This is a genomic window from Pseudomonas sp. Y5-11, assembly GCF_022368695.1.
Classification (GTDB): domain Bacteria; phylum Pseudomonadota; class Gammaproteobacteria; order Pseudomonadales; family Pseudomonadaceae; genus Aquipseudomonas; species Aquipseudomonas parakoreensis.
The window spans coordinates 5,382,101-5,401,991 of record NZ_CP058974.1; the positions used below are offsets into that span (position 1 = coordinate 5,382,101).

A 19,891-nucleotide genomic window follows, 5' to 3' on the forward strand; every position below is an offset into this window, starting at 1 on the left:
TTCTTATCCTGTAGTTCGTCCCGCTCAGGACGGGACTTCCTGAGTTCGTGGGCCGCGGCGACTGGCTTCGAGCGCCGCGGTGACAGTGCGGGCGTCGTAGCTGCCGCGCAGACGACGACCCTCGACGAAGAACGTCGGCGTGGCGTGCGCACCGCTGGCGACCGCACTGGCGAGGTCGCGCTCGACACGCTCGATCACCGCGGTGCTGTCGAGATCCGCGATGAACCGTTCGACGTCGAGCCCAAGCTCGGCGGCGTAGCCGATCAGATGCTCGCGCTCCAGCGCATGCTGACGGGTGAACACGAAGTCCAGCCACGGCCAGAACATCCCCTGGTTCGCCGCTGCCTCGGACGCCCGCGCGGCGATCGGCCCGTGCGGGTGGTGCGGCAGATGGCGCACCACATACCGCAGGTCGTCCCCGAAGTGGGCACGCAGATCGTCCCAAGAACCGGTCGCGTGCGCACAGTACGCGCACTCGAAGTCCACGTACTCGACGAGTGTGAGCTGGGCGTCCTCCGGCCCGCGGATGTGATCGATCTCCGGATCGACCGGTGGCTCAAGCACCATCGGCAGGTCAGCGGTCTTCTCACCCCACCGCTTGGCGGCGACCTTGAAGATCAGCCACCCGAGCAACGTGGCGAACACCATCGACACGAGCACGCCGACCGTCGCCTGGCGGCCCAGGTCGGAGGTCGTGCCGAACGCGAGCCCGATGATCAGCAGCGACACGGTGAAGCCGATCCCGGACAGTGCCGCACCACCGAACACGCTCCCCACCCCGACGCCCTCGGGCAGCCGGCCCAGGCCGAGACGGACGGCGACGAGCGTGATGAGCCCGATGCCCACGAGCTTGCCGAGCACGAGCCCTGCGATGACGCCCCACGTGACTGGCGAGCCGAAGGCCTCGGCGAGCAGCCCGCCACGCACGTCCACTCCGGCGTTCGCCAAGGCGAACACCGGCACGATCAGCAGCGCCGTCGGCAGCCGCAGGAACTCGTGCAATCGCTCGTTCACCGAGATACCCCGGGACAGCCCGCAGTCCACCGCGCGGGCCGATGCGGCACTCGGAGACTGCCAGAAGTCGCGGAACAGTTGTTTTGCCGCGACGACCTTGTGACGTTGCGTCGCGTAGGCGGGGATCAGCAGCCCCGCGGCCATCCCGGCGAGAGAGGCATGGATGCCGGAGTACACGGTTGCGAGCCACAGCACGATCACGATCAGCACATACGGCATTGCCCGCCACTGGCGGGTGCGCCCTAGCCACCACAACGCAACGAGACTGGCGAGGGCGATCAACAACGGGACGATCCGAATCTCCTCGCTATAGACGATGCCGATGATGGACACGGCGAGGAAGTCATCGACCACGGTCAGGGTGAGCAGGAACACGCGCAACTGACCGGATAGCCGCGGGCCGACGATCGCCAGGGTGCCCAGCATGAATGCCGTATCGGTGCCGACCACCGCCCCCCACCCGTGCAGGCCTTCACTTCCGGCCAGCCCCACGATCAGGACATACACCAGCGCGGGAAGCACGACACCTGCGACACCCGCGATCAGAGCGAGACGGGCACGGCTGCGGTCCCTGAGCGATCCGTGGGCGAACTCCTGACGCACCTCCAGGCCGATCAGGAAGAAGAAGACCACCATCAGGCCGTCGTTGACCCAGTGATGCAGATCCATGTGCATGCCCAGCGGCCCGAAGTCAAACCCGACGTCCAGGTGCCACAACGCGAAATAGGCATCGGATAGCGGCGAGTTCGCCCACGCCAGCGCCACGACCGTGACGATCACCAGCAGCACCGCAGCACCAGACTCCGTGCGCAGATAGCGGGCAACGCGTCCCCGGCTGATATTCGCCGAGGATGCACCGAAAGAAGTGGCTGACATGTTCTTATCCTGTTCCTGTAGTTCGTGAAGTCGCGATGAGCCGGTTTCGGAGGCGACCGGTCAGGCGTCCGCCTCTGGCAGCGTCCCATCATCCAGCGAGCGCAGCCAAGTAAGCCTTTCTCCCAGCCTGCGCTCAACACCTCTGTCCGTTGGCTGATACCAGCCCGGCCGCGCCACGCCCTCGGGAAAGTAGCTTTGCCCAGCGGCATAGCCGTTGGGCTCGTCATGGGCATAGCGGTAGCCTTCGTGATACCCCATCTGCTGCATCAGCTTCGTCGGCGCATTGCGAAGATGGAGAGGCACAGGCAGGGAGCCGCTGTTCTTGACGAAGGCCTTCGCCTTGTTCCAGGCGGCATAGGCAGCGTTCGACTTGGGGGCGGCAGCAAGGTAGGTCGCCGCGTGGGCAATCGGTATTTCGCCTTCGGGGGAACCCAGCCTCTCATAAGCCAGCGCGGCATTGAGCGCCAGTTGCAGCGCCTGCGGGTCGGCATTGCCGATGTCTTCGCTGGCCACCACGATCATGCGGCGCGTCACCTGGCTGACGTCGCCGCTGCCGTCGAGGATGCGGGCCAGCCAGTACAGGGCCGCGTCGGGGTCGGAGCCCCGCAGCGACTTGTGGAAGGCGGAGAGCTGCCAGTAGAACTCGTCGCCGCCCTTGTCGAACCTGCGCAGTGATGGGCTGGTGGACAGTTTGGCAAACTCGCCATCGACCACGGCCTTGCCCGCGCCCGACGCAGCATTCGTCACCTGCTCAAGCAGATTGAGGAAGCGCCTGCCATCGCCATCGGCAAAGCCCTTGAGCAGATCCAGCGCGTCCGCGTCCAACGTGACGCCCTGGAGATGCGGCAGTGCGCGTTCGTAGAGCTGGTTCAGTTCGTCGCCGGACAGCGGTTCGAGGGTATAGACCTGCGCGCGTGAGAGCAGAGCGGAATTGACCGCCAGCCCCGGATGCTCGGTCGTTCCCCCCACCAGGGTCAGGAGCCCCGACTCGACATGGGGCAGTAGGGCATCCTGCTGCGCCTTGTTGAAGCGATGGATCTCATCGACGAAAAGCACCGTCGATCGACCATGGTTGCCCAGTTCTGCCTGGGCCTCGTCGATGGCTTGCCGGATGTCCTTCACCCCGGCAAGCACGGCCGAGATGGCGATGAATCGGCTGTCGGTCGCACTGGCGGCCAGGCGCCCCAGGGTGGTCTTGCCCACGCCTGGCGGCCCCCAGAGGATGAACGAGTGCAACTTGCCCGCCTCGAACGCGAGACGAAGCGGCTTGCCGGGGCCGAGCAAGTGCCGTTGCCCGACGAATTCATCCAGCGTCTTGGGCCGCAGGAGTTCGGCCAAGGGAGGCTTGGGCTTTGTCGTGAATAGATCGGTCAAGTTCCTCTCCCTGGTATTTCTGATAGTTGACGTTCCGATAAGGTGTGCACCTCAATCCAGAGAGCCGGATTTATCCAACGCCGTGGGCTCTTTGTCGCTAATCGCATGCATGATGATGCGAGAGCCGCGGTAGCCGATGCTATGGTTCCATACCCAGCTCAACGCGACGCTGAGACGATTTCGCGTACCGATCAGAAAGTAGATATGCGCGAGCTTCCAGATCCACCACGCAAAGGCTCCACGCAGCTTAACCCGCCCCATGTCAATTACGGCCAGGCTGCGGCCGATGGTGGCCAGGTTCCCCTGATGCCGGTATTTGAAAGGCCCGTCAGCGGGCTTGCCTTTCAAACGCCGTCCAATGAGGTTGGCGACGTACTTGCCTTGCTGTTTGGCGGCGGGGGCGATGCCCGGTACGGGCTTCCCATCAGCCATGGTGCACGAGGCGGTATCGCCGATGGCGAAGACCTCCGGGCGACCGGCCACCGTCAGGTCGGGACCAACGACCACTCGACCCGCACGATCAGACGCAGCACCCAACCAGCGAGCCGCGGGAGACGCCTGGACGCCGGCGGCCCAAACGATGGTCTTGGCCGAAAGAGGCTTGCCGCCATACACCACGCCGTCGGCCGAGCATTCGGTGACCGGCGTACCCAGCACGACCTCGACCCCGAGCTTTTCGAGTGCCTGGCGCGTATAGGCCGAAAGATCCTCTGGAAAGACGGACAACAGACGCGGGCCCGCCTCGATCAGTACAACCCGGGACGTGCTCGGGTCGATCGAGCGGAAGTCACGCGCCAGCGTGTCTCGTGCAAGCTCGGCGATGGTCCCGGCCAATTCAACCCCGGTGGGACCACCACCGATGATGACGAACGTCTGCAGCGCGGCACGCTGCTGAGGATCGCTCGTGCGCTCGGCCTCCTCGAAAGCCGCGAGGATTCGGCCTCGAATGGTCGTGGCATCTTCCAGCGTCTTCAACCCCGGCGCGAAAGCCCCCCATTCGTCGTGTCCGAAATAGGCATGGGTAGCACCTGTCGCGAGTACGAGCGTGTCGTAGGTTTGGCGCGAGCCATTGTTGAGAATGACCTGACGCGCGTCCTGGTCGATACCTTCCACTTCCGCCATCAAGGTGTTCACTTCCGGGCGATTTCGGAATAGATAGCGAATAGGCCAGGCGATCTCGGATGTCGAGAGAGATGCCCCTGCGACCTGGTAAAGCAGCGGCTGGAACAGGTGATGATTGCGCCGGTCGATGATCGTCACATCGACCTCGGCACCAGCAAGCTGGTTGGCAACCTCGATCCCGCCGAAGCCCGCTCCGATAATGACGACGTGATGTCGGTTTTTGGAGGTCTTTGTCATGACCTGATCTCCTCTCTCTCAGCGTTTCAGCGCCGATGCGTGGTGTGCCATATGCTCGCCAATGAAACTGGCAATGAAGTAGTAGCTGTGGTCGTAGCCTGGGCGCAGATTCAACGTGAGCGGGTGCCCCGTCTCGTCGCAGGCCTTGCGCAGCAGATCGGGCTGAAGCTGACTCTCCAGGAACTCGTCGCCCAAACCCTGATCCACCAGCAGCGGCAGACGCTCCTGCACGGTGCGAATCAGCTCCACGGTGTCGTACTGCTTCCACGCCTCCCGGTCGCTGCCCAGGTACGCCTCGAAGGCCTTGTGTCCCCAGGGAACCTGGGTGGGCGCGACGATGGGCGAGAAGGCCGAGACGCTTCGATAACGGCCCGGGTTGCGCAGGGCGATGACCAGAGCACCGTGTCCCCCCATGGAATGGCCGCTGATGCTCCGCTCCGCTGTCACGGGAAAGTGGGCCTCGATCAGCGCCGGTAGTTCCTGCACCACGTAGTCATACATCCGATGATTCGCAGCCCAGGGTTCCTGCGTGGCGTTGACGTAGAAACCTGCCCCCTGTCCGAGGTCATAGGCGGGATCGTCGGCAACGCCTTCGCCGCGAGCGCTGCTATCGGGCGCGACGACGGCAATGCCATGTTCGGCTGCGTAGCGCTGGACGGCGGACTTGGTGATGAAGTTCTGCTCGGTGCAGGTGAGGCCTGAAAGCCAGTACAGCACCGGCACCTTGCCGTGCTGTGCCTGCGGAGGCAGATAGACGCCGACTTTCATCGTGCAACCGAGCGTCGTGGATTCATGCTGATAAACGTCCTGCCAACCATCAAAGCTGGCGTGATGTTCGATGCGTTCCATGGTGTTCTCCTATGTTCAAAGGAACGGCGCAGCTCTCGCGCGCCAGGACGGCAGCTCGTCAGGAAGATTTCTCTTCCGCTGCCGTGTCGCCGTGGGCGTGTCTGATCCTGCGCACGATCCACCAGATCGTCAGCATCACCGCAGGCACCAGAACCGCCATCACCGGCGCCACGCTGTCGTGAACCATCGGAATGCCCTTGAGCAAATAGCCGAGAAGACTCACGACGTAATAAGAAATTGCCGCGACCGACAGGCCTTCGACGGTTTGCTGAAGGCGCAATTGCATCTTGGCCCGGTTGTTCATCGACGCAAGCAGATCGCGGTTCTGGCGTTCAAGCTCGACGTCGATCCAGGAACGCAGCAACGCGATGGCCCGGGTCAGCTTGTCGGAGAGCTTGGTCTGGCGCTCCTTTACGGATTGGCATGTCCGCATGGCGGGAGCGATGCGACGCTGCAGGAAATCCGCCCAGGTGCAGTACCCGGATACGGCCTCTTCCGAAAGCGCTGCCAGCCTTTCCTCGACGATCTCGTAGTAGGCACGGCTGGCGCCGAAGCGATAGAGATTCGCCGCAACGCCAGCTTCCAGCTCGGCAGCCAGGCCGGTCAATTCGGACAGCAGCACGTCGCTGTCGCGCCGTTCCACCAAGCTCGTACACATCTCGTCGGTGATCGCCGCAAGGCGCGACTCCATGCGTCGCAGTTCCGACGTCATCGATCGTGTCAACGGCAGGGACAGCAACGCCAAGGTGCGGTAAGTCTCGATCTCCAGCAGACGTTGAGCCAGCGCACCCGCCCGCGCCGGGGTCAAATCGCGGGCCAGGACGAGGATCTGCGTCAGGCCATCCTCATCCTGTCGAAAGTCGGTCAGGATGGCGGCAGAGCCGTTCTCCACCAGCGAGTAGCACAGGCTGGCAGGATCGAAGCGATCGACCTCCTTCTCCGTTTCCGGCGTCCACGGAAGAAGTCTCAAACGGATGCCGGATACGACCGGGCCGGGAGGAACAAATCCATGCTTGAACGGATTTTCGCCGCACGGCTCTCCCGTCTCGGAATCCAGCGAAGCGCACCAGAGATACGTCGAGAACTCGGTGTGCTTTTCGCAGTGCAGGTCTCCTTCATCCCATGTCACGCCGTGGAGCGGCGTAGTATGGTCGGGTTCGGCAACGCCGAAGCGATGAGACAACTCGCTCATCGCCATCTGATCCCTGGCCTGGTCGCCTTCGGTCATGAAAGCGAGCTGCAATATGCCGCGGGGGGCCTGAATCAAGAGATGCGGGCGCGCGTGCACTTCACCCACGGCGGCAGCACGATCGGTATAGGCCGGCATGCCGTACACGGTGGCGGTCGGGGTGGGTTGTACGGTCGTCGTATTGATGTTGGCCGGCTCTTTCATAACGACCTCATTTCTTCTTGGTTGAAAAACACGCTTCAAAGCAAATGCCCGCAGCCATGCGTTTCGCACATGGCTGCGGGCCGATCTTCATGAGCGGGCACCGCTCTACACGGTCCGTCTAATAGGCTCGCCGTGTAGAGGCTTGTGCTGGCCCTTTCAGAACGCCCTCAGCTTCCTAGCTTTCAGACGAAGGTGTACGAGCAAACCTTGTTGCCCGCCGGATCACGCAGGTAGGCCGCATAGGCACCCGGCAGGTGGCCACGCGGGCCAGGCTGGCCCTCGTCGGTGCCGCCTGCGGCAAGGCCGGCGGCGTGGAAGGCATCCACTTCGGCGGGAGTGGCGGCCGCAAAGCCGACCGTCACGCCGTTGCTGGAAGGCGCTTCACCATTGCCCGGACGGGCGATGATGAAAGCCGGCTTTTCGCGACCGAAAAGCACCCATCCGTTGCCGAAAGGACCGAGGTTCTTGATGCCGAGAGCACCCAGAGCGGCGTCATAGAACGCGGCCGACTTCTGGACGTCGGCGGCGCCGATGAAGACGTGCGAGAAGATGCCGTCGCCGGAAATGACAGGATTGGACATGGTTAATTTCCTTGGTGGTTGGTGTTGAATGGATAGTGAGTGATCAGTAGTGGATCACCGTGCGAATCGACTTGCCTTCATGCATCAGGTCGAAGGCGTGGTTGATCTCGTCGAGACCCATGGTGTGAGTGACGAACGGGGCGAGATCGATCTCGCCTTTCATTGCGTCTTCCACCATGCCCGGGAGTTGGGTGCGCCCCTTGACCCCGCCGAAAGCCGACCCCTTCCAGGTCCGGCCGGTGACCAACTGGAACGGACGGGTCGAGATTTCCTTGCCGGCCCCGGCGACGCCGATGACGATCGACTGGCCCCAGCCGCGGTGGGCAGCTTCCAGAGCCGAACGCATCACGTTGACGTTGCCGATGCACTCGAAGGTGTGATCGACACCCCAGCCAGTCATCTCGATCAGAACCTCGTGAATCGGCTTGTCGAAGTCCTTCGGGTTGAGACATTCGGTCGCGCCGAAGGTACGAGCCAGTTCGAACTTCGCCGGATTGGTATCGATGGCGATGATGCGGCCCGCTTTGGCCTGGCGTGCACCTTGAATCGCAGCGAGACCGATGCCGCCGAGGCCGAAGATGGCCACCGAGTCGCCGGGCTGTACCTTGGCCGTGTTGTGCACGGCGCCGATGCCGGTGGTCACGCCGCAGCCCAGCAGGCAGACGTGCTCGGGGTTGGCGTCCGGGTTGATCTTGGCCAGCGAGACTTCGGCGACGACCGTGTATTCGCTGAAGGTCGAGCAGCCCATGTAGTGGTAAAGCGGCTGACCGTTGTACGAGAAGCGAGTCGTACCATCGGGCATCAGCCCCTTGCCCTGGGTTGCGCGAACCGCGACACACAGGTTGGTCTTGCCGGACTTGCAGAACAGGCACTCGCCGCATTCGGCGGTGTAGAGCGGAATGACGTGATCGCCAGGCTTCACGCTGGTCACACCTTCACCCACCTCCACGACGATACCCGCACCTTCATGACCCAGCACGACCGGGAAGAGACCTTCGGGGTCGTCGCCCGACAGGGTGAAGGCGTCGGTATGGCAAACGCCGGTATTCGTGATCTTGATGAGCACCTCGCCCTTGCGCGGCGGCTCGACGTCGATCTCGACGATTTCCAGCGGCTTTCCTGGCCCGAAGGCAACTGCTGCACGTGATTTCATGATGTCGCTTCCTTTACTAGCTAACTAAATTTGCCCTCACCGAGGGCACCCTGGTGCCTCTATCGCAGATAGGAGCGGACGATAGAGATGGTCTCGTCAATGGACTTGTTCTGCGAATCGCTCCTGATTTCGCTACTGGGAAATTCTTCCCGCAGATAGCTCTCCAGAACGGTTGCCATCAATCCGTTGACTGCCCCACGAACGGCCGCAAGCTGCTGAAGAATTGCAGGGCATTCCGCACCTGCATCAAGCGCTTGCTCAAGAGTCGCTACCTGACCTTTGATGCGCCGGATGCGCGTCAGTGCTTGCTTCTTTTCTTCCGGACTGTGTGGCATCGAACACCTCTCTACTTGGGTACACCGCCGCATTATACAATACTCCCCCATAGTATATGCGGCCGAACTTTGCCACAAATTCTGTGCTCTTCGAGCACTCTTACAGGCTAGTACAGGTTTGTTCCCAAGAAGCGCAAAACATTCAAATCAATGAATATTTCTTGCATGTATCGACAGCATCGGGGCAAGTTCAAAACTGGTCAAACTGGAAAAATCTATGCGCAGATAGATATGACCTATCTAAGCCGACTCATCGAGTTGAAGCTATCAAGATGAGACCGGCTAGGCGACCTGATGACCCGAGTGTCGAGCTTTCCGCAGTGCAGGCAACATCTGTCCGTCCCAGTCACGATCGACCGCAACCTGGGCCTGTTCTTGGTTTCGTTCGAGTGCTTCAACGTCAAGATCACCGATCGCCCATGTCTGCGTGCCGCAAGTAGTCGCGAGAATGCCATCCTCGGGGAATCCACGATCCATGGGTGCATAGATCGTGGCCTCGCCAGTGTTCGTGTCCAGCGCCGGACTCCAGTCAGCAGCTCCGGTCGTCACGGCCTGTGCGACGAACATCCGGTTCTCCAGTGCCCGCGCCATGCAGCCCACACGAACCCGGGTTGCACCTGCCCTCGTGTCCGTACAGCTCGGGACCAACAGCAGGCGTGCACCCGCCTCTCGCTGGGCTCGCACGGGCAATGGAAACTCACTGTCGTAGCAGACAGCGATGCCGGCACGCACGCCATTCAGGTCGAACACTTTGAGTTCGTCGCCCCCCTCGATGACGCCAGTGTCTTTCTCGAACCCCGTCAACTGCAATTTGTCCTGGTAGTCACGCGTGCCGTCCGGCGCAAACCACCACGCCCGGTTGCGATAGCGATCCGGTCCAACCCGGGTCAAGAACGTACCGGCCTGAATGGTCATGCGCAGCTCGCGCGCCAGGTCGGTGTACAGGGCCAGCCACGCAGGCTGCAAGGCCTGCAGCGCGGCCAGCGAGGCGTTGAAATCCTGGCGGATGCCAGGCTCGAACATCGCAGCCAGTTCGAGGGACAGATATTCTGGCAACACGGCCAGTTCCGCTCCGGCACGGCTCGCCTCCTCCAGAACCCGCCGCTGCCGCGCTGCGAATGCCTCGAAGCCCGTGGGCTGACCCACTGCGTATTTCGCAACTGCTACTTTCATTTCGCGTTCTCCAGGGAGCGCAGCCACATCGTGAGCGTCTGCTCGGTTTCGCTCGGCTCACCCACCTGTTTCCAGGGCAGCGTAACCTTCATGTCCGACTGCCGCACGTAGCCACGACGGATCCAGAAGGGATCATTACTGCGGTAGTTGGAAGGACGCCGGGGATCGTCGTCTGCTCGATCCACCGACGCGAACGATGTCCACTGCATGCCGCCCAACGAACGGGCATGCGCTTCGCGTTCGTCAAAGAAGCGATGGCCCAGGCCAAGGCCCCGGAAGGCCGGGAGCAGGACTGATTCGCCGCAGTAAAACACTGCCTCCATCGGGATTCCTCGATCGGCGAACGGCACCTGGAAGGCCGGCTCCGCATCGCCGAGCGGCAATCCCGTGGACGCACCCACGACCACGTCATCAGCGAGCGCGAGTACCAGCAGGCTGTCTGCCGAACGGGCGTACATAGCGAGGTAGTGCTTCTCGTATTCGGTGTCGCCCTCGTACAGGTAAGGAAAGCTGCGGAAGACGCTCGCCCGCAGGCCTGCCACGGCATCGAACCATTCGGCAATGTCCGGACCACGATGAACCAGCACCTGCACGTCGCTGGTCATTTCAGGCGTCCCCTCCAACCTGTGCGATCCAGTCGCCGAGGTTGTAGTAGTTGGTGACACGAGCGATCTTGCCATCGCGGATCTCGAAGAACGCGCCGCCCGGCAGCACGTAGCGCTGGCCCTGGGCTTCCGGCAGCCCGTCGTCCGTGACCTTGTATTCGCCATGCACCACGTACTCCGCGCCTGCACACAGGCCGTCGGCGCTGACCATCACCACGATCCCGCGCAGTTGCTCGCCATAGCAGCGGTCCATGCGCTGCAGGAAGGCGCGGAAGGCTTCGCGACCGACCTCACGAGCGCCCTGGTTCAAGTCGTGCGCGACGTCATCGGTCAACATTGACAGCATGGCCTCGCGGTCACCGCGGTTGAAGGCGTCGTAGTAGGCAGTGATGAGAGTCGCAGCGTTCATTCGCGTTCCTTATTGGGTTGTTCGGAGCGGAGCATTCCGGGGTGTTGTCAGTCTGGGCAACCGCGCCTCCCTTGTATATGGAATTGTTGCGATTTTATAATTCCACAATCTGGAACAATCAACGAGCAGCGAAATCGGCCATAAGGCGTGCGTCATGAACAAGGAAATGGAACTACTGCGCATCTTTCGGGTGGCGGCCGAAAGCAGCAGTTTTCGCGATGCGGCCGTCCGGCTGGGGACTTCTCCGCAAGGTGTAACCCGTGCCATCCAGCAACTGGAGCAACACTACGGCGAGGTGTTGTTTCATCGAAGCACGCGCCAGGTGCGCATCACCGCCTTCGGCGAAGGGCTGCTAGACCAAGTGCGCCCCGCATTGGAGCGGTTCGAGGATCTGTGGCGAACGCCTGGCTCCGACCAGCAGGCCTCTCTGTCCGGTACGGTTCGCATCACCGCACCGCACAGCTTGGGCACCAGAGCGGTGCTACCGGCACTGGAGCGCGTGGCCGCGCGCCATCCCGGCATCACGCTGGATGTGCGCCTGTCCGATCGCATCAGCAATACGGTTGACGAAGGGATTGACGTCGGGATCAGGGTCGGATTCATGCGCGATAGCCGCTTCGTCGCACGCAAGGCCGCCGACATGAGACTCCCCATCGTTGCCGCTCCGCGCCTGATCAAGAAAGTGGGCGTACCTGCAAACATCGATGCGCTAAGCAGCCTGCCAGTTACCGTGGCCTTGGATATCAATACCGGCCGTCCCTGGCCTTGGCACTTCAAGGCGGGACGCCAGTGGACACCTACCGCACCCACTCTCGTCGCAGACAATGCCGACATGGAAATGGGAGCGGCGCTGGCCGGGATCGCGTTCGCGCAACTGGCGGACTACATGGCCGCCCCCTACATTGCCAGCGGGAAGCTCGTGCGAGTGCTGGAGAACGAAGAACCTCCGGCATGGGGGTTGTACGTCTATCGGCCTCAGCGTGGCCCCATTCCGGGAAGGGTTCGAGCGGTATTTGATGAAATGCTGGTCGCCGTTGGATCGTTGCCAGCTTTGCGCTGACACGTCGCAAGACGCTGTAGGGCACACACCTTGGAAAGCGGGGCACTGAGCCTCGGCGGCTCACCCCTCCGGTTGAATGATGAGCCGACCGTCTGCCCGCTTGCCCCAGGTGCAGATCGGTCGGCCATGCAACTCAATGCCGGCGAACGATTAGATGTAAATGAATTGCCGGTACAACCCATCCAACTGATGACGAATGTCTTCGACGCGCTGCTCGTCACCGGTATCGGTAAATTCGAGTAGCTGCTGTTCCTTGGCAGTGATCTGATCGCAAAGGTCGGACAAGTTCTCGCAGAAAGCCTCGGAATGAACGGTGGGCTCCTCCGTATTCGTCTCTTCCCCTGCTAGTTTTCGCACAGACGAGGCTGGAGAAATCCCATTTTCCTCGTTAAAGGCAATTTGAAGCTGCCTGCGCCTATTGGTCTCATCGATCGCCTGCTTCATCGCCGGCGTCACCGCGTCGGCGTACAAGATCGCCTTGCCGTTTTCATTCCGAGCGACTCGACCGATCATCTGAATGAGCGCATGGGCCGAACGCAAGAACCCTGCACGGTCTGCATCGAGAATGGCAACCAATGATGCCTCTGGAATATCCAGCCCTTCGCGCAAAAGACTAATCCCAATCAAAACATCGAACTCTCCTGCGCGCAGGCCATTGATGATCTCAACACGATCCTCCGCTTTTATGTCCGAATGCATGTAGCGCGCTCGAATCCCGTTGTCCGTCAAGAAATCCGTTAGCTCTTCTGCACTGACCTTCGTCAGCGTAGTCACAAGCACTCGATTCTTTCTCTTCACGCACTTCGATATTTCGGCAAGCAGGTCATCTATGTATCCATCCGCTTTCCGCACTTCAACCTTGGGGTCAAGCAGTCCCGTTGGCCTGATAACCTGTTCGACAACCCTGCCTTTCGACACCCTCAGCTCGTAGTCGCCCGGAGTAGCGGAAACAAAGATGGTCTGAGGCTTGACCTTCTCGAACTCGTCAAAGTTCAATGGCCGGTTGTTCTTCGATGAAGGCAAACGGAACCCGTAATCGATCAGCGTGTCCTTGCGCGCCTGATCCCCCCGGTACATTGCGGATATCTGTGGCACCATGACATGAGATTCATCGACGAACAGCAGCCCGTCTTTCGGCAAATAATCCAGCAACGTGATCGGAGGAGAAGCTGCGTCTCGGTCGCTGAAGTAGCAGGAATAATTCTCCATCCCCGAGCAATAGCCGACCTCGCGCATCATTTCCACGTCATGCGTGATCCGCTCGTACAGTCTGTTTGCCTCGACCAAGCGATTATTCCTGTTCAGCTCGGCAACCCGCTCTTCCATATCAGCGAGTATCTTTTTGGATGCAGAATCTATTTTGTTCGTGGGCGGTGCGAAAAGCGTTTTTGGCGAAACCAAATAATGGTCTATCTCTCCCAACGTCTTGCCAGTAACAGGGTCCATCCATTGGACAGACGCAACAGTGTCATCCAACAGTTCCACCCGAACCGCCCTGTACTCGGAATCAGCGGGGAAAATGTCAATCACATCACCTTGGACGCGGAACGTTGCACGCTTGAGCGTACGCTCCGTGCGATCATATTGCAGCAAAGCCAAGCGACGAATTAGCTCTCTCTGGTTTAGTTTGACCCCAGGGGACAGAGCGATCTGTAGCGCTCGATATGCATCTGGATCACCCAGGCCGTAGATTGAAGACACCGAAGCGACGACGATCACGTCACGACGCTCAATCAAGGATTTGGTCGTGGACAGGCGCAGGCGCTCAAGGTGGTCATTGATGGCCGAGTCCTTCGGTATGAAACGATCGGTGCCCGGCATATAGATCTCGGGCTGAAAATAGTCGTAATACGAAACGAAGTACTCGACCGCATTCTCAGGAAAGAAGTGCTTCATTTCACTATAGAGCTGCGCGGTCAACGTCTTGTTGGGAGCCAAGATCAACGTGGGCCGCTTCAGACGATGAATCACATTGGCCATGGTGAAGGTCTTACCTGAGCCGGTGATACCTTTCAGCGTCTGGTGCGTCGCACCTTCTTCTATGTCCGACAGCAGCCGCGCGATCGCCTCTGGCTGGTCCCCCGCCGGCGTATAGTTGGAGTGCAGAATAAACATACCGGTTGACATTAGATATCTCCTAATTGAGCTACTTCAATTTGTCCTGATGTATCGGCTATTCCAGAAGACCTATAGCAGTACCAAACTGGGGTGTAAATGACGGCGATCCTGCCGCGCCCCACCTGGGCGTAGGCGTCGCCAACATGATAGCCCAACACATGGGCGGGCTTCCCAGTGCATATCCGCCGATCGCCACGACGTCAGCCAGCGGCCCGTCTGCCAATGCACCTGGAGCCACTCGCCTCGTTGAGCGCTGACATCGAGCCGTGGCGGGCGAGGTTGCTCTGTACGCCCAATGTGTGGCGCCGGCTCCCGCCGATACGCGCCTTTGTCTCTCTCAGCCCTCCAGACGAGGCGTTGGAAACGTGGAGCTACGTCGCCCCTCTAAAGATGCACGATCTCAACATTCGGCCATTTGCCTGCAAGGTACTCGGCCACTAGCCTCCGATGGCAGTGATGGGGCTTGTCTTCGCTGCAAAGCAGGCAACTGTTATCAATCTTTTCTTTATCGATTGACTCAATCTTTCGGGACGACATTAAATCCAGAAATTTACTGGCGTAGATATCCCAATCTCCCCCTTTTATTTTATATTCCTCGAACATGTCTTTGGTTGGAGCAAGTGCTGGTAGATGTTCATATTCCATCCCACACAACGCCTCGGAAAAATATCGAAGATCCTCGCGTTTAGCGAACCCGGCCAATTGCGAAACATTATTCAGGCGAACATCGACAAGGCGCTTGGCACCAGAAGCACTTAACTTGGTGAAGAAGGACCGCGCGGAGGTCTTAGTGAATCCAATCGTGAATATCTTCATCTGCCTTATTCCCCTCGTTCCTTCATCCATAAATGGCTGTTATTGAGCTACCGCCAGGCATGCCCGTCAATCGCAGCTAAGGAAACGCTGGGGGCATGGTGTACTAGGGATGGTCTGAAGTAGCCCCTGTTTTCCGGCTACTTCGCCATCGACACTTTCAAAAAACGGTAGCCGCTCAAATCCCGGTCAAACCTGCCGTCTATTTCAGCCTTTTTTGCCGCTGCAAGCACCTCGCAGCAGTCACTTCACTCTTCACGGACGCACCTCTCCTGCATTGGAGAGCAAATGTCGACGCGCCATCCAAATGTTCGACAGGGCGAACAGCGTCACCATCTGAGCAGTGTTTTTCACCAAGCCTCGGAAGCGCACTTTCGTATAACCAAACTGGCGCTTGATCACCCGAAATGGATGCTCAACCTTGGAGCGAACCTGGGCCTTGGCTCTTTCGATCTTACGTATCGCTTTGTATAACGCGCTGCGGTTACCGTGCTTTTTGTAAGTGCTGCGCCGGGCTGCAATCTGCCAGATGACTTGGCGCCCCTCATGCTCTTCACGCTTCTCTACACCGGTATAGCCCGCATCAGCGCAGACCACGTTCTCACCACCGTGCAGCAGTTTGTCGACTTGGGTTACGTCCGCGACGTTGGCCGCAGTGACCACCACGCTGTGCACAAGCCCGGACTCATCGTCGACACCAATGTGAGCTTTGGCACCGAAGTAATACTGGTTGCCCTTCTTGGTCTGATGCATTTCCGGGTCGCGTTTGCCGTCCTTGTTCTTGGTCGAACTGGGCGCATGAATCAGAGTGGCATCGACGATGGTGCCTTGTCGCAGTGACAAGCCACGGTCGCCCAAATAGCCATTGATCACGCCGAGAATACCGGTGGCCAACTCATGCTTTTCCAGCAGGCGACGGAAGTTGAGGATGGTGGTTTCATCCGGGATTCGCTCCAGGCTCAGACCGGAAAACTGGCGCAGGATCGTCGTCTCGTACAGCGCCTCTTCCATCGCCGGATCGCTGTAACCGAACCAGTTCTGCATTAGATGAATCCGCAGCATCGCCATCAGCGGATAGGCTGGACGGCCCCCTTCGCCCTTTGGGTAATGAGGTTTGATCAGAGCAATCAAACCCTCCCAGGGTACGACCCGATCCATCTCTATCAGGAACAGCTCCTTGCGGGTCTGCTTGCGCTTACCGGCGTACTCGGCATCGGCGAAGGTCATTTGTTTCATCATCGAAAAGCTCGGCGATTGGTGTCCGGGGATTTTGCCAAATCAGGAAGTCTTTTTCAGGATTTCCCCAGCTGCGCCACAACGGCCATGGCAGGCTCCATTCTCTCCCCGCTTCAACGGCCACGACCCGAACAGCTCAAGAGCTTAGCACCGCCTTTTGCGGTTGCGTGCCTCACCACTCACGCTTACTCCCTTCCAGAACGCGCCAACTGCTAAGCTACATGAGGACGACTCGCCCACAGCGCAAAGCACCTGTGTTCGCGCTATTGGCTGTCCCGTGCGTTGTGGTGCTGACCGTCGATGACGAGTCGAACCTACTGTATGGGCACTGCGCGCGGCAGCCTTTCATGCGTGCCAGCTACGTGCCCAAGGTTGGACGCGGATCGAAGCGTGCGCAGGGTTTTTCGTGAAAGTATAAAATCTAATCAACTTTATCAGAAGAAAATATATGATCGTAAGAAACTTTGAATACTTGCTTGCTTTGCACCGTGAAGGCCATTTTGGCAACGCGGCCAAAAGCTGCAATGTTTCTCAGCCGACACTCTCCGCGGGCATTAAGCAATTGGAGGAAGACATGGGTGTCGAGATCGTGCGTCATGGCCGACGCTATGACGGCCTCACTTCTGAAGGGATGCGCGTACTGTCTTGGGCTCAGCAGATGTATGACGACTGCAAAGGGCTGGAGCGAGAACTCTCCGCACTACGGCGAGGTATAGAGGGGCAATTCCGGCTAGGGATACTCCCAGGAACTGCCGGTGTAGCGCCCACATTAAGCATCGCCCTTGCTGAAAAAACACCCTTACTTCAACAATCAGTTCTGGTTTCCGGCGCTTCTTCCCTGCTACAGGCGATTCGAGAAAACAATTTGGATATCGCACTCATGCATTTGGAGGATATCCCAGGGGAAGACTTCGATACTCACCTTCTGTACCGTGAACGCATTTTCCTTTTTCACGCCGCGAGAACACAGCAACCCCGAAGCACAACGTGGGACCATGTTCTCAATAGACAACTCTGCGTGCTGAACTCGGCAGTACCTGAACCCATTCAAGATAGGCTGATGCAATGTACCGCGCAGACTATTCGCACTGATTCAATTGACGTGCTATCGGCACACGTGGCGACAGGAAAATATTCGGCAGTTCTTCCGCAATCTCTCGCCGGCCAACTCGCGCACATTCCAAATCTCCACGCAATCGCAATCAATGGACCAATGTCGCACTCAAATGTCGGATTCGTTGCTGGGAAAAATGCGTTCGAGGCACCGTCATCGCGTGCATTGCTCGAAATGGTGCACACCCCCGAACTCGCCGCCACTCTTCAATCCGTTATATCGATCCATCGTCGGTTCCAGCCCAAAGCAGACTCATCTCAAAGCCCCCTGAAATAGCGAGTCTTGAAGAGCAACTCTGTATTGCTTCAACCAGGCGAAGATTGCAGGCATGCCGTGTGCGCCGCTAACAGGCGCCACGTGCTGAGCAACCCATCGAAGGCCACTAGGTCCAGGGGCAACTCGGGGGACAGGAGTACCTGCTGCATGCGGCCTCCTCATGTCTCGCTGGGTCGAGCTGACTGTTCCTAGATCAAGCTAGGAGGCGCGATGTAGCGATGATCGTTGCCCTCTCCCGGCTAGGAGACGAGCACGGCTCGACGATCCCGCGTAGATAGATCGTGCCTATCTGTACATAGATTATTCCAGTTTGACCACTTCTGAGCTTGATCCGATGCTGTCAAGACCGCAGAAGGAGACGCGGCCAACGGCTAGGCAGTACCACGATCGTTCTTCTTGACAGCGGTAAATTTCGTTTCCCACTTCGATTTAGAAGATGGAAACATTAACGCACAGAGGTGACGAAATGACTCCGACCGGTAACCGAATCGTGACTTTCGAGAAGCCCTTGGAAATGAAGGTCAACACCTTCAAATTTCCAGAGCTGATAACCCCTCAAGGGAAAAGCGCACCCCATGGCGCTATCCTCAAAATAGTTACCACAAATATCTGTGGCAGCGACCTTCACATTTATCGCGGTTCGTTTGCTGTTCCCAAGGGAATGACCATGGGCCATGAAATGACCGGCGAAGTGATCGAAGTGGGATCAGACGTCGAAGTCGTGAAGAAGGGCGACATCGTTTCCGTTCCCTTCAATGTGGGGTGTGGGCGTTGCTACAACTGCAAGCATATGCGCTCCGATGTATGCGAGAACACCAACCCCGAAATCGACTGCGGAGCCTACGGGTTCAACCTCGGTGGCTGGACGGGGGGGCAAGGTGATTATCTCTTCGTACCGTATGCGGATTTCAATCTCCTTCGCTTCCCTGACAAGGATGCCGCCATGGAAAAAATCCGCGACCTGACCCTTCTCTCTGACGTATTACCCACAGCTTTCCATGGGTTCGCTGGCCCAGACTGGCCAGCCGCGCCGGCCTACGTCGTCGGCGAAAACATCCTGATCTTCGGTGCCGGGCCGGTCGGCAGAGCGGGTGCCGCCTGCGCCAGACTTCTGGGTGCAGGCGCCATCATCGTTGCCGATTACATTCAAGAGCGGCTGGACCTTCTCAAGCCACACGGCGTGGAAACCATCAACCTTTCCGACGGCGTGCCGATCGAGGAGCATCTCGAACGCATTACCGGGCACAGGGAGGTGGATCGCGTCATCGACTATGTTGGTGTGGACTGCCGCGGGTTTGGCGCGGAGGCTGACAAGATCGTGGAGAGCGCTGTTACCAACGCAATGCTCAAATATGTCCGCTTCGGCGGAATGACCAGTACGGTCGGTGTGTACTGCGCAAACCCGATCTCGAAAGACCCGAAAGCCAAGAAAGGCCATATGGATCTGGAATGGTCCAACGCCTGGATCAAGTCGCCGCGAATGTCGGCTGGTCAATCTCCGACGGCCAACTACAACCACGCGTTAATGCGGGCGATACTGAACGATCGCATGCCTTACCTTTCGCCGATGATGAACACTAAGTTCATCAAGCTCGAAGACGCGCCCGCCGCGTACAAAGAGTTCGACGCGGGTTCTGCATACAAGTACGTCATCGACCCGCATGGTTCAGTGCGGCATTAAGCATCCGGCGCGGGCTAAGCATCAGGATGTCTCACACTTTCTGGTGAGAGGCATTCTGGTCCCGCCAGTCTCCGGGCAGCAACTGGAGCCGGCGAATATTTTCGCCGGCATTTGCCGTCTGCCCCAGGGTACTTGCCTTGGCTCGGACCAGGAGCAGAGCCTCAGCAATCCGCAGGTGATGATCAACCGCAAGCGTGTTCAAGCGCTTGGTTCGCAATCGGCCAAGGGTCAGACGGGGACGATGCACGGCATCCATTGACGTGCGTGGCTGGAGATAGCCTTCGTCTGATCCTTATCACCCCACGGACTTGATCAGGCTCGCCTAGCCCGGATTTCTCATGAGGCCGGCAGGCGTGGCCGGTGAAGCCTCGGCGTATCAACAACCTGCCTTCCACCGCTAAAAATTGATCGTTTTTTATTCAATTCCCGCGTATGGGGCGCACTGCCCCCTTTCCCCCATTGAGCCGGGCCG

At 59.3% G+C, this 19,891-nt stretch carries 17 protein-coding genes; 3 read left to right on the plus strand and 14 right to left on the minus strand.

All coding sequences use genetic code 11. The features are described from left to right. Nucleotides 1-24: 24 nt before the first annotated feature. The 11 genes from nhaA to HXW87_RS24115 form a co-directional block, all read right to left on the minus strand. Nucleotides 25-1,890, minus strand: coding sequence for a Na+/H+ antiporter NhaA (gene nhaA / locus HXW87_RS24065; RefSeq protein WP_028690949.1), 1,866 nt, complete (start codon nucleotides 1,888-1,890; stop codon nucleotides 25-27). A 60-nt stretch (nucleotides 1,891-1,950) separates the two neighbouring features. Then, on the minus strand, nucleotides 1,951-3,264 hold the full coding sequence (locus HXW87_RS24070) for a replication-associated recombination protein A (RefSeq protein ID WP_028690948.1): 1,314 nt from the start codon (nucleotides 3,262-3,264) through the stop codon (nucleotides 1,951-1,953). 51 nt (nucleotides 3,265-3,315) lie between these two features. Then, nucleotides 3,316-4,623, minus strand: a complete 1,308-nt coding sequence (locus tag HXW87_RS24075; RefSeq protein ID WP_028690947.1) for an NAD(P)/FAD-dependent oxidoreductase — start codon at nucleotides 4,621-4,623, stop codon at nucleotides 3,316-3,318. 18 nt (nucleotides 4,624-4,641) lie between these two features. Beyond that, complete coding sequence (fghA, locus tag HXW87_RS24080) at nucleotides 4,642-5,472, minus strand: S-formylglutathione hydrolase (protein WP_023464790.1); 831 nt, start codon at nucleotides 5,470-5,472, stop codon at nucleotides 4,642-4,644. Nucleotides 5,473-5,530: 58 nt separating this feature from the next. Continuing rightward, nucleotides 5,531-6,865, minus strand: a complete 1,335-nt coding sequence (locus tag HXW87_RS24085; RefSeq protein ID WP_023464791.1) for a DUF3422 family protein — start codon at nucleotides 6,863-6,865, stop codon at nucleotides 5,531-5,533. 182 nt (nucleotides 6,866-7,047) lie between these two features. Further along, nucleotides 7,048-7,446, minus strand: a complete 399-nt coding sequence (locus HXW87_RS24090; protein ID WP_023103885.1) for a VOC family protein — start codon at nucleotides 7,444-7,446, stop codon at nucleotides 7,048-7,050. 43 nt (nucleotides 7,447-7,489) lie between these two features. Then, complete coding sequence (locus tag HXW87_RS24095) at nucleotides 7,490-8,599, minus strand: S-(hydroxymethyl)glutathione dehydrogenase/class III alcohol dehydrogenase (RefSeq protein WP_011871467.1); 1,110 nt, start codon at nucleotides 8,597-8,599, stop codon at nucleotides 7,490-7,492. Nucleotides 8,600-8,658: 59 nt separating this feature from the next. After that, the gene (gene frmR / locus HXW87_RS24100) at nucleotides 8,659-8,934 is read right to left on the minus strand and encodes a formaldehyde-responsive transcriptional repressor FrmR (protein ID WP_007182548.1); all 276 of its coding nucleotides are present in this window, start codon (nucleotides 8,932-8,934) and stop codon (nucleotides 8,659-8,661) included. A gap of 282 nt (nucleotides 8,935-9,216) precedes the next feature. Next, the gene (locus HXW87_RS24105) at nucleotides 9,217-10,107 is read right to left on the minus strand and encodes a carbon-nitrogen hydrolase family protein (RefSeq protein WP_028690945.1); all 891 of its coding nucleotides are present in this window, start codon (nucleotides 10,105-10,107) and stop codon (nucleotides 9,217-9,219) included. Beyond that, the gene (locus tag HXW87_RS24110) at nucleotides 10,104-10,712 is read right to left on the minus strand and encodes a GNAT family N-acetyltransferase (protein WP_028690944.1); all 609 of its coding nucleotides are present in this window, start codon (nucleotides 10,710-10,712) and stop codon (nucleotides 10,104-10,106) included. The genes HXW87_RS24105 and HXW87_RS24110 overlap by 4 nt, the downstream gene beginning before the upstream one ends. Before the next feature lies 1 nt (nucleotide 10,713). Further along, nucleotides 10,714-11,121: a ketosteroid isomerase-related protein gene (locus HXW87_RS24115; RefSeq protein WP_023103882.1), complete on the minus strand. Its 408-nt coding sequence runs from the start codon at nucleotides 11,119-11,121 to the stop codon at nucleotides 10,714-10,716. A 154-nt stretch (nucleotides 11,122-11,275) separates the two neighbouring features. Here HXW87_RS24115 and HXW87_RS24120 point away from each other — a divergent pair, with 154 nt between their 5' ends. Beyond that, nucleotides 11,276-12,181, plus strand: a complete 906-nt coding sequence (locus tag HXW87_RS24120) for a LysR family transcriptional regulator (RefSeq protein ID WP_023103881.1) — start codon at nucleotides 11,276-11,278, stop codon at nucleotides 12,179-12,181. Between the two features lie 150 nt (nucleotides 12,182-12,331). On the opposite strand, the gene uvrB is transcribed toward HXW87_RS24120, so the two are convergent. The 3 genes from uvrB to HXW87_RS24135 all read right to left on the minus strand — a co-directional run bounded on the left by uvrB (nucleotide 12,332) and on the right by HXW87_RS24135 (nucleotide 16,348). Continuing rightward, on the minus strand, nucleotides 12,332-14,308 hold the full coding sequence (uvrB, locus tag HXW87_RS24125; RefSeq protein ID WP_028690943.1) for an excinuclease ABC subunit UvrB: 1,977 nt from the start codon (nucleotides 14,306-14,308) through the stop codon (nucleotides 12,332-12,334). A 375-nt stretch (nucleotides 14,309-14,683) separates the two neighbouring features. Then, complete coding sequence (locus HXW87_RS24130) at nucleotides 14,684-15,115, minus strand: DUF488 domain-containing protein (RefSeq protein WP_023835768.1); 432 nt, start codon at nucleotides 15,113-15,115, stop codon at nucleotides 14,684-14,686. Between the two features lie 252 nt (nucleotides 15,116-15,367). After that, nucleotides 15,368-16,348 (minus strand): IS5-like element ISPa26 family transposase, encoded by a 981-nt coding sequence (locus tag HXW87_RS24135; RefSeq protein ID WP_024086516.1) that lies wholly within the window; start codon nucleotides 16,346-16,348, stop codon nucleotides 15,368-15,370. A gap of 448 nt (nucleotides 16,349-16,796) precedes the next feature. Here HXW87_RS24135 and HXW87_RS24140 point away from each other — a divergent pair, with 448 nt between their 5' ends. After that, entirely contained in the window at nucleotides 16,797-17,738 is a 942-nt protein-coding gene (locus tag HXW87_RS24140) for a LysR family transcriptional regulator (protein ID WP_028698648.1), read from the plus strand. 466 nt (nucleotides 17,739-18,204) lie between these two features. Then, on the plus strand, nucleotides 18,205-19,419 hold the full coding sequence (locus tag HXW87_RS24145; protein WP_023093406.1) for a glutathione-independent formaldehyde dehydrogenase: 1,215 nt from the start codon (nucleotides 18,205-18,207) through the stop codon (nucleotides 19,417-19,419). Nucleotides 19,420-19,891 lie beyond the last annotated feature (472 nt).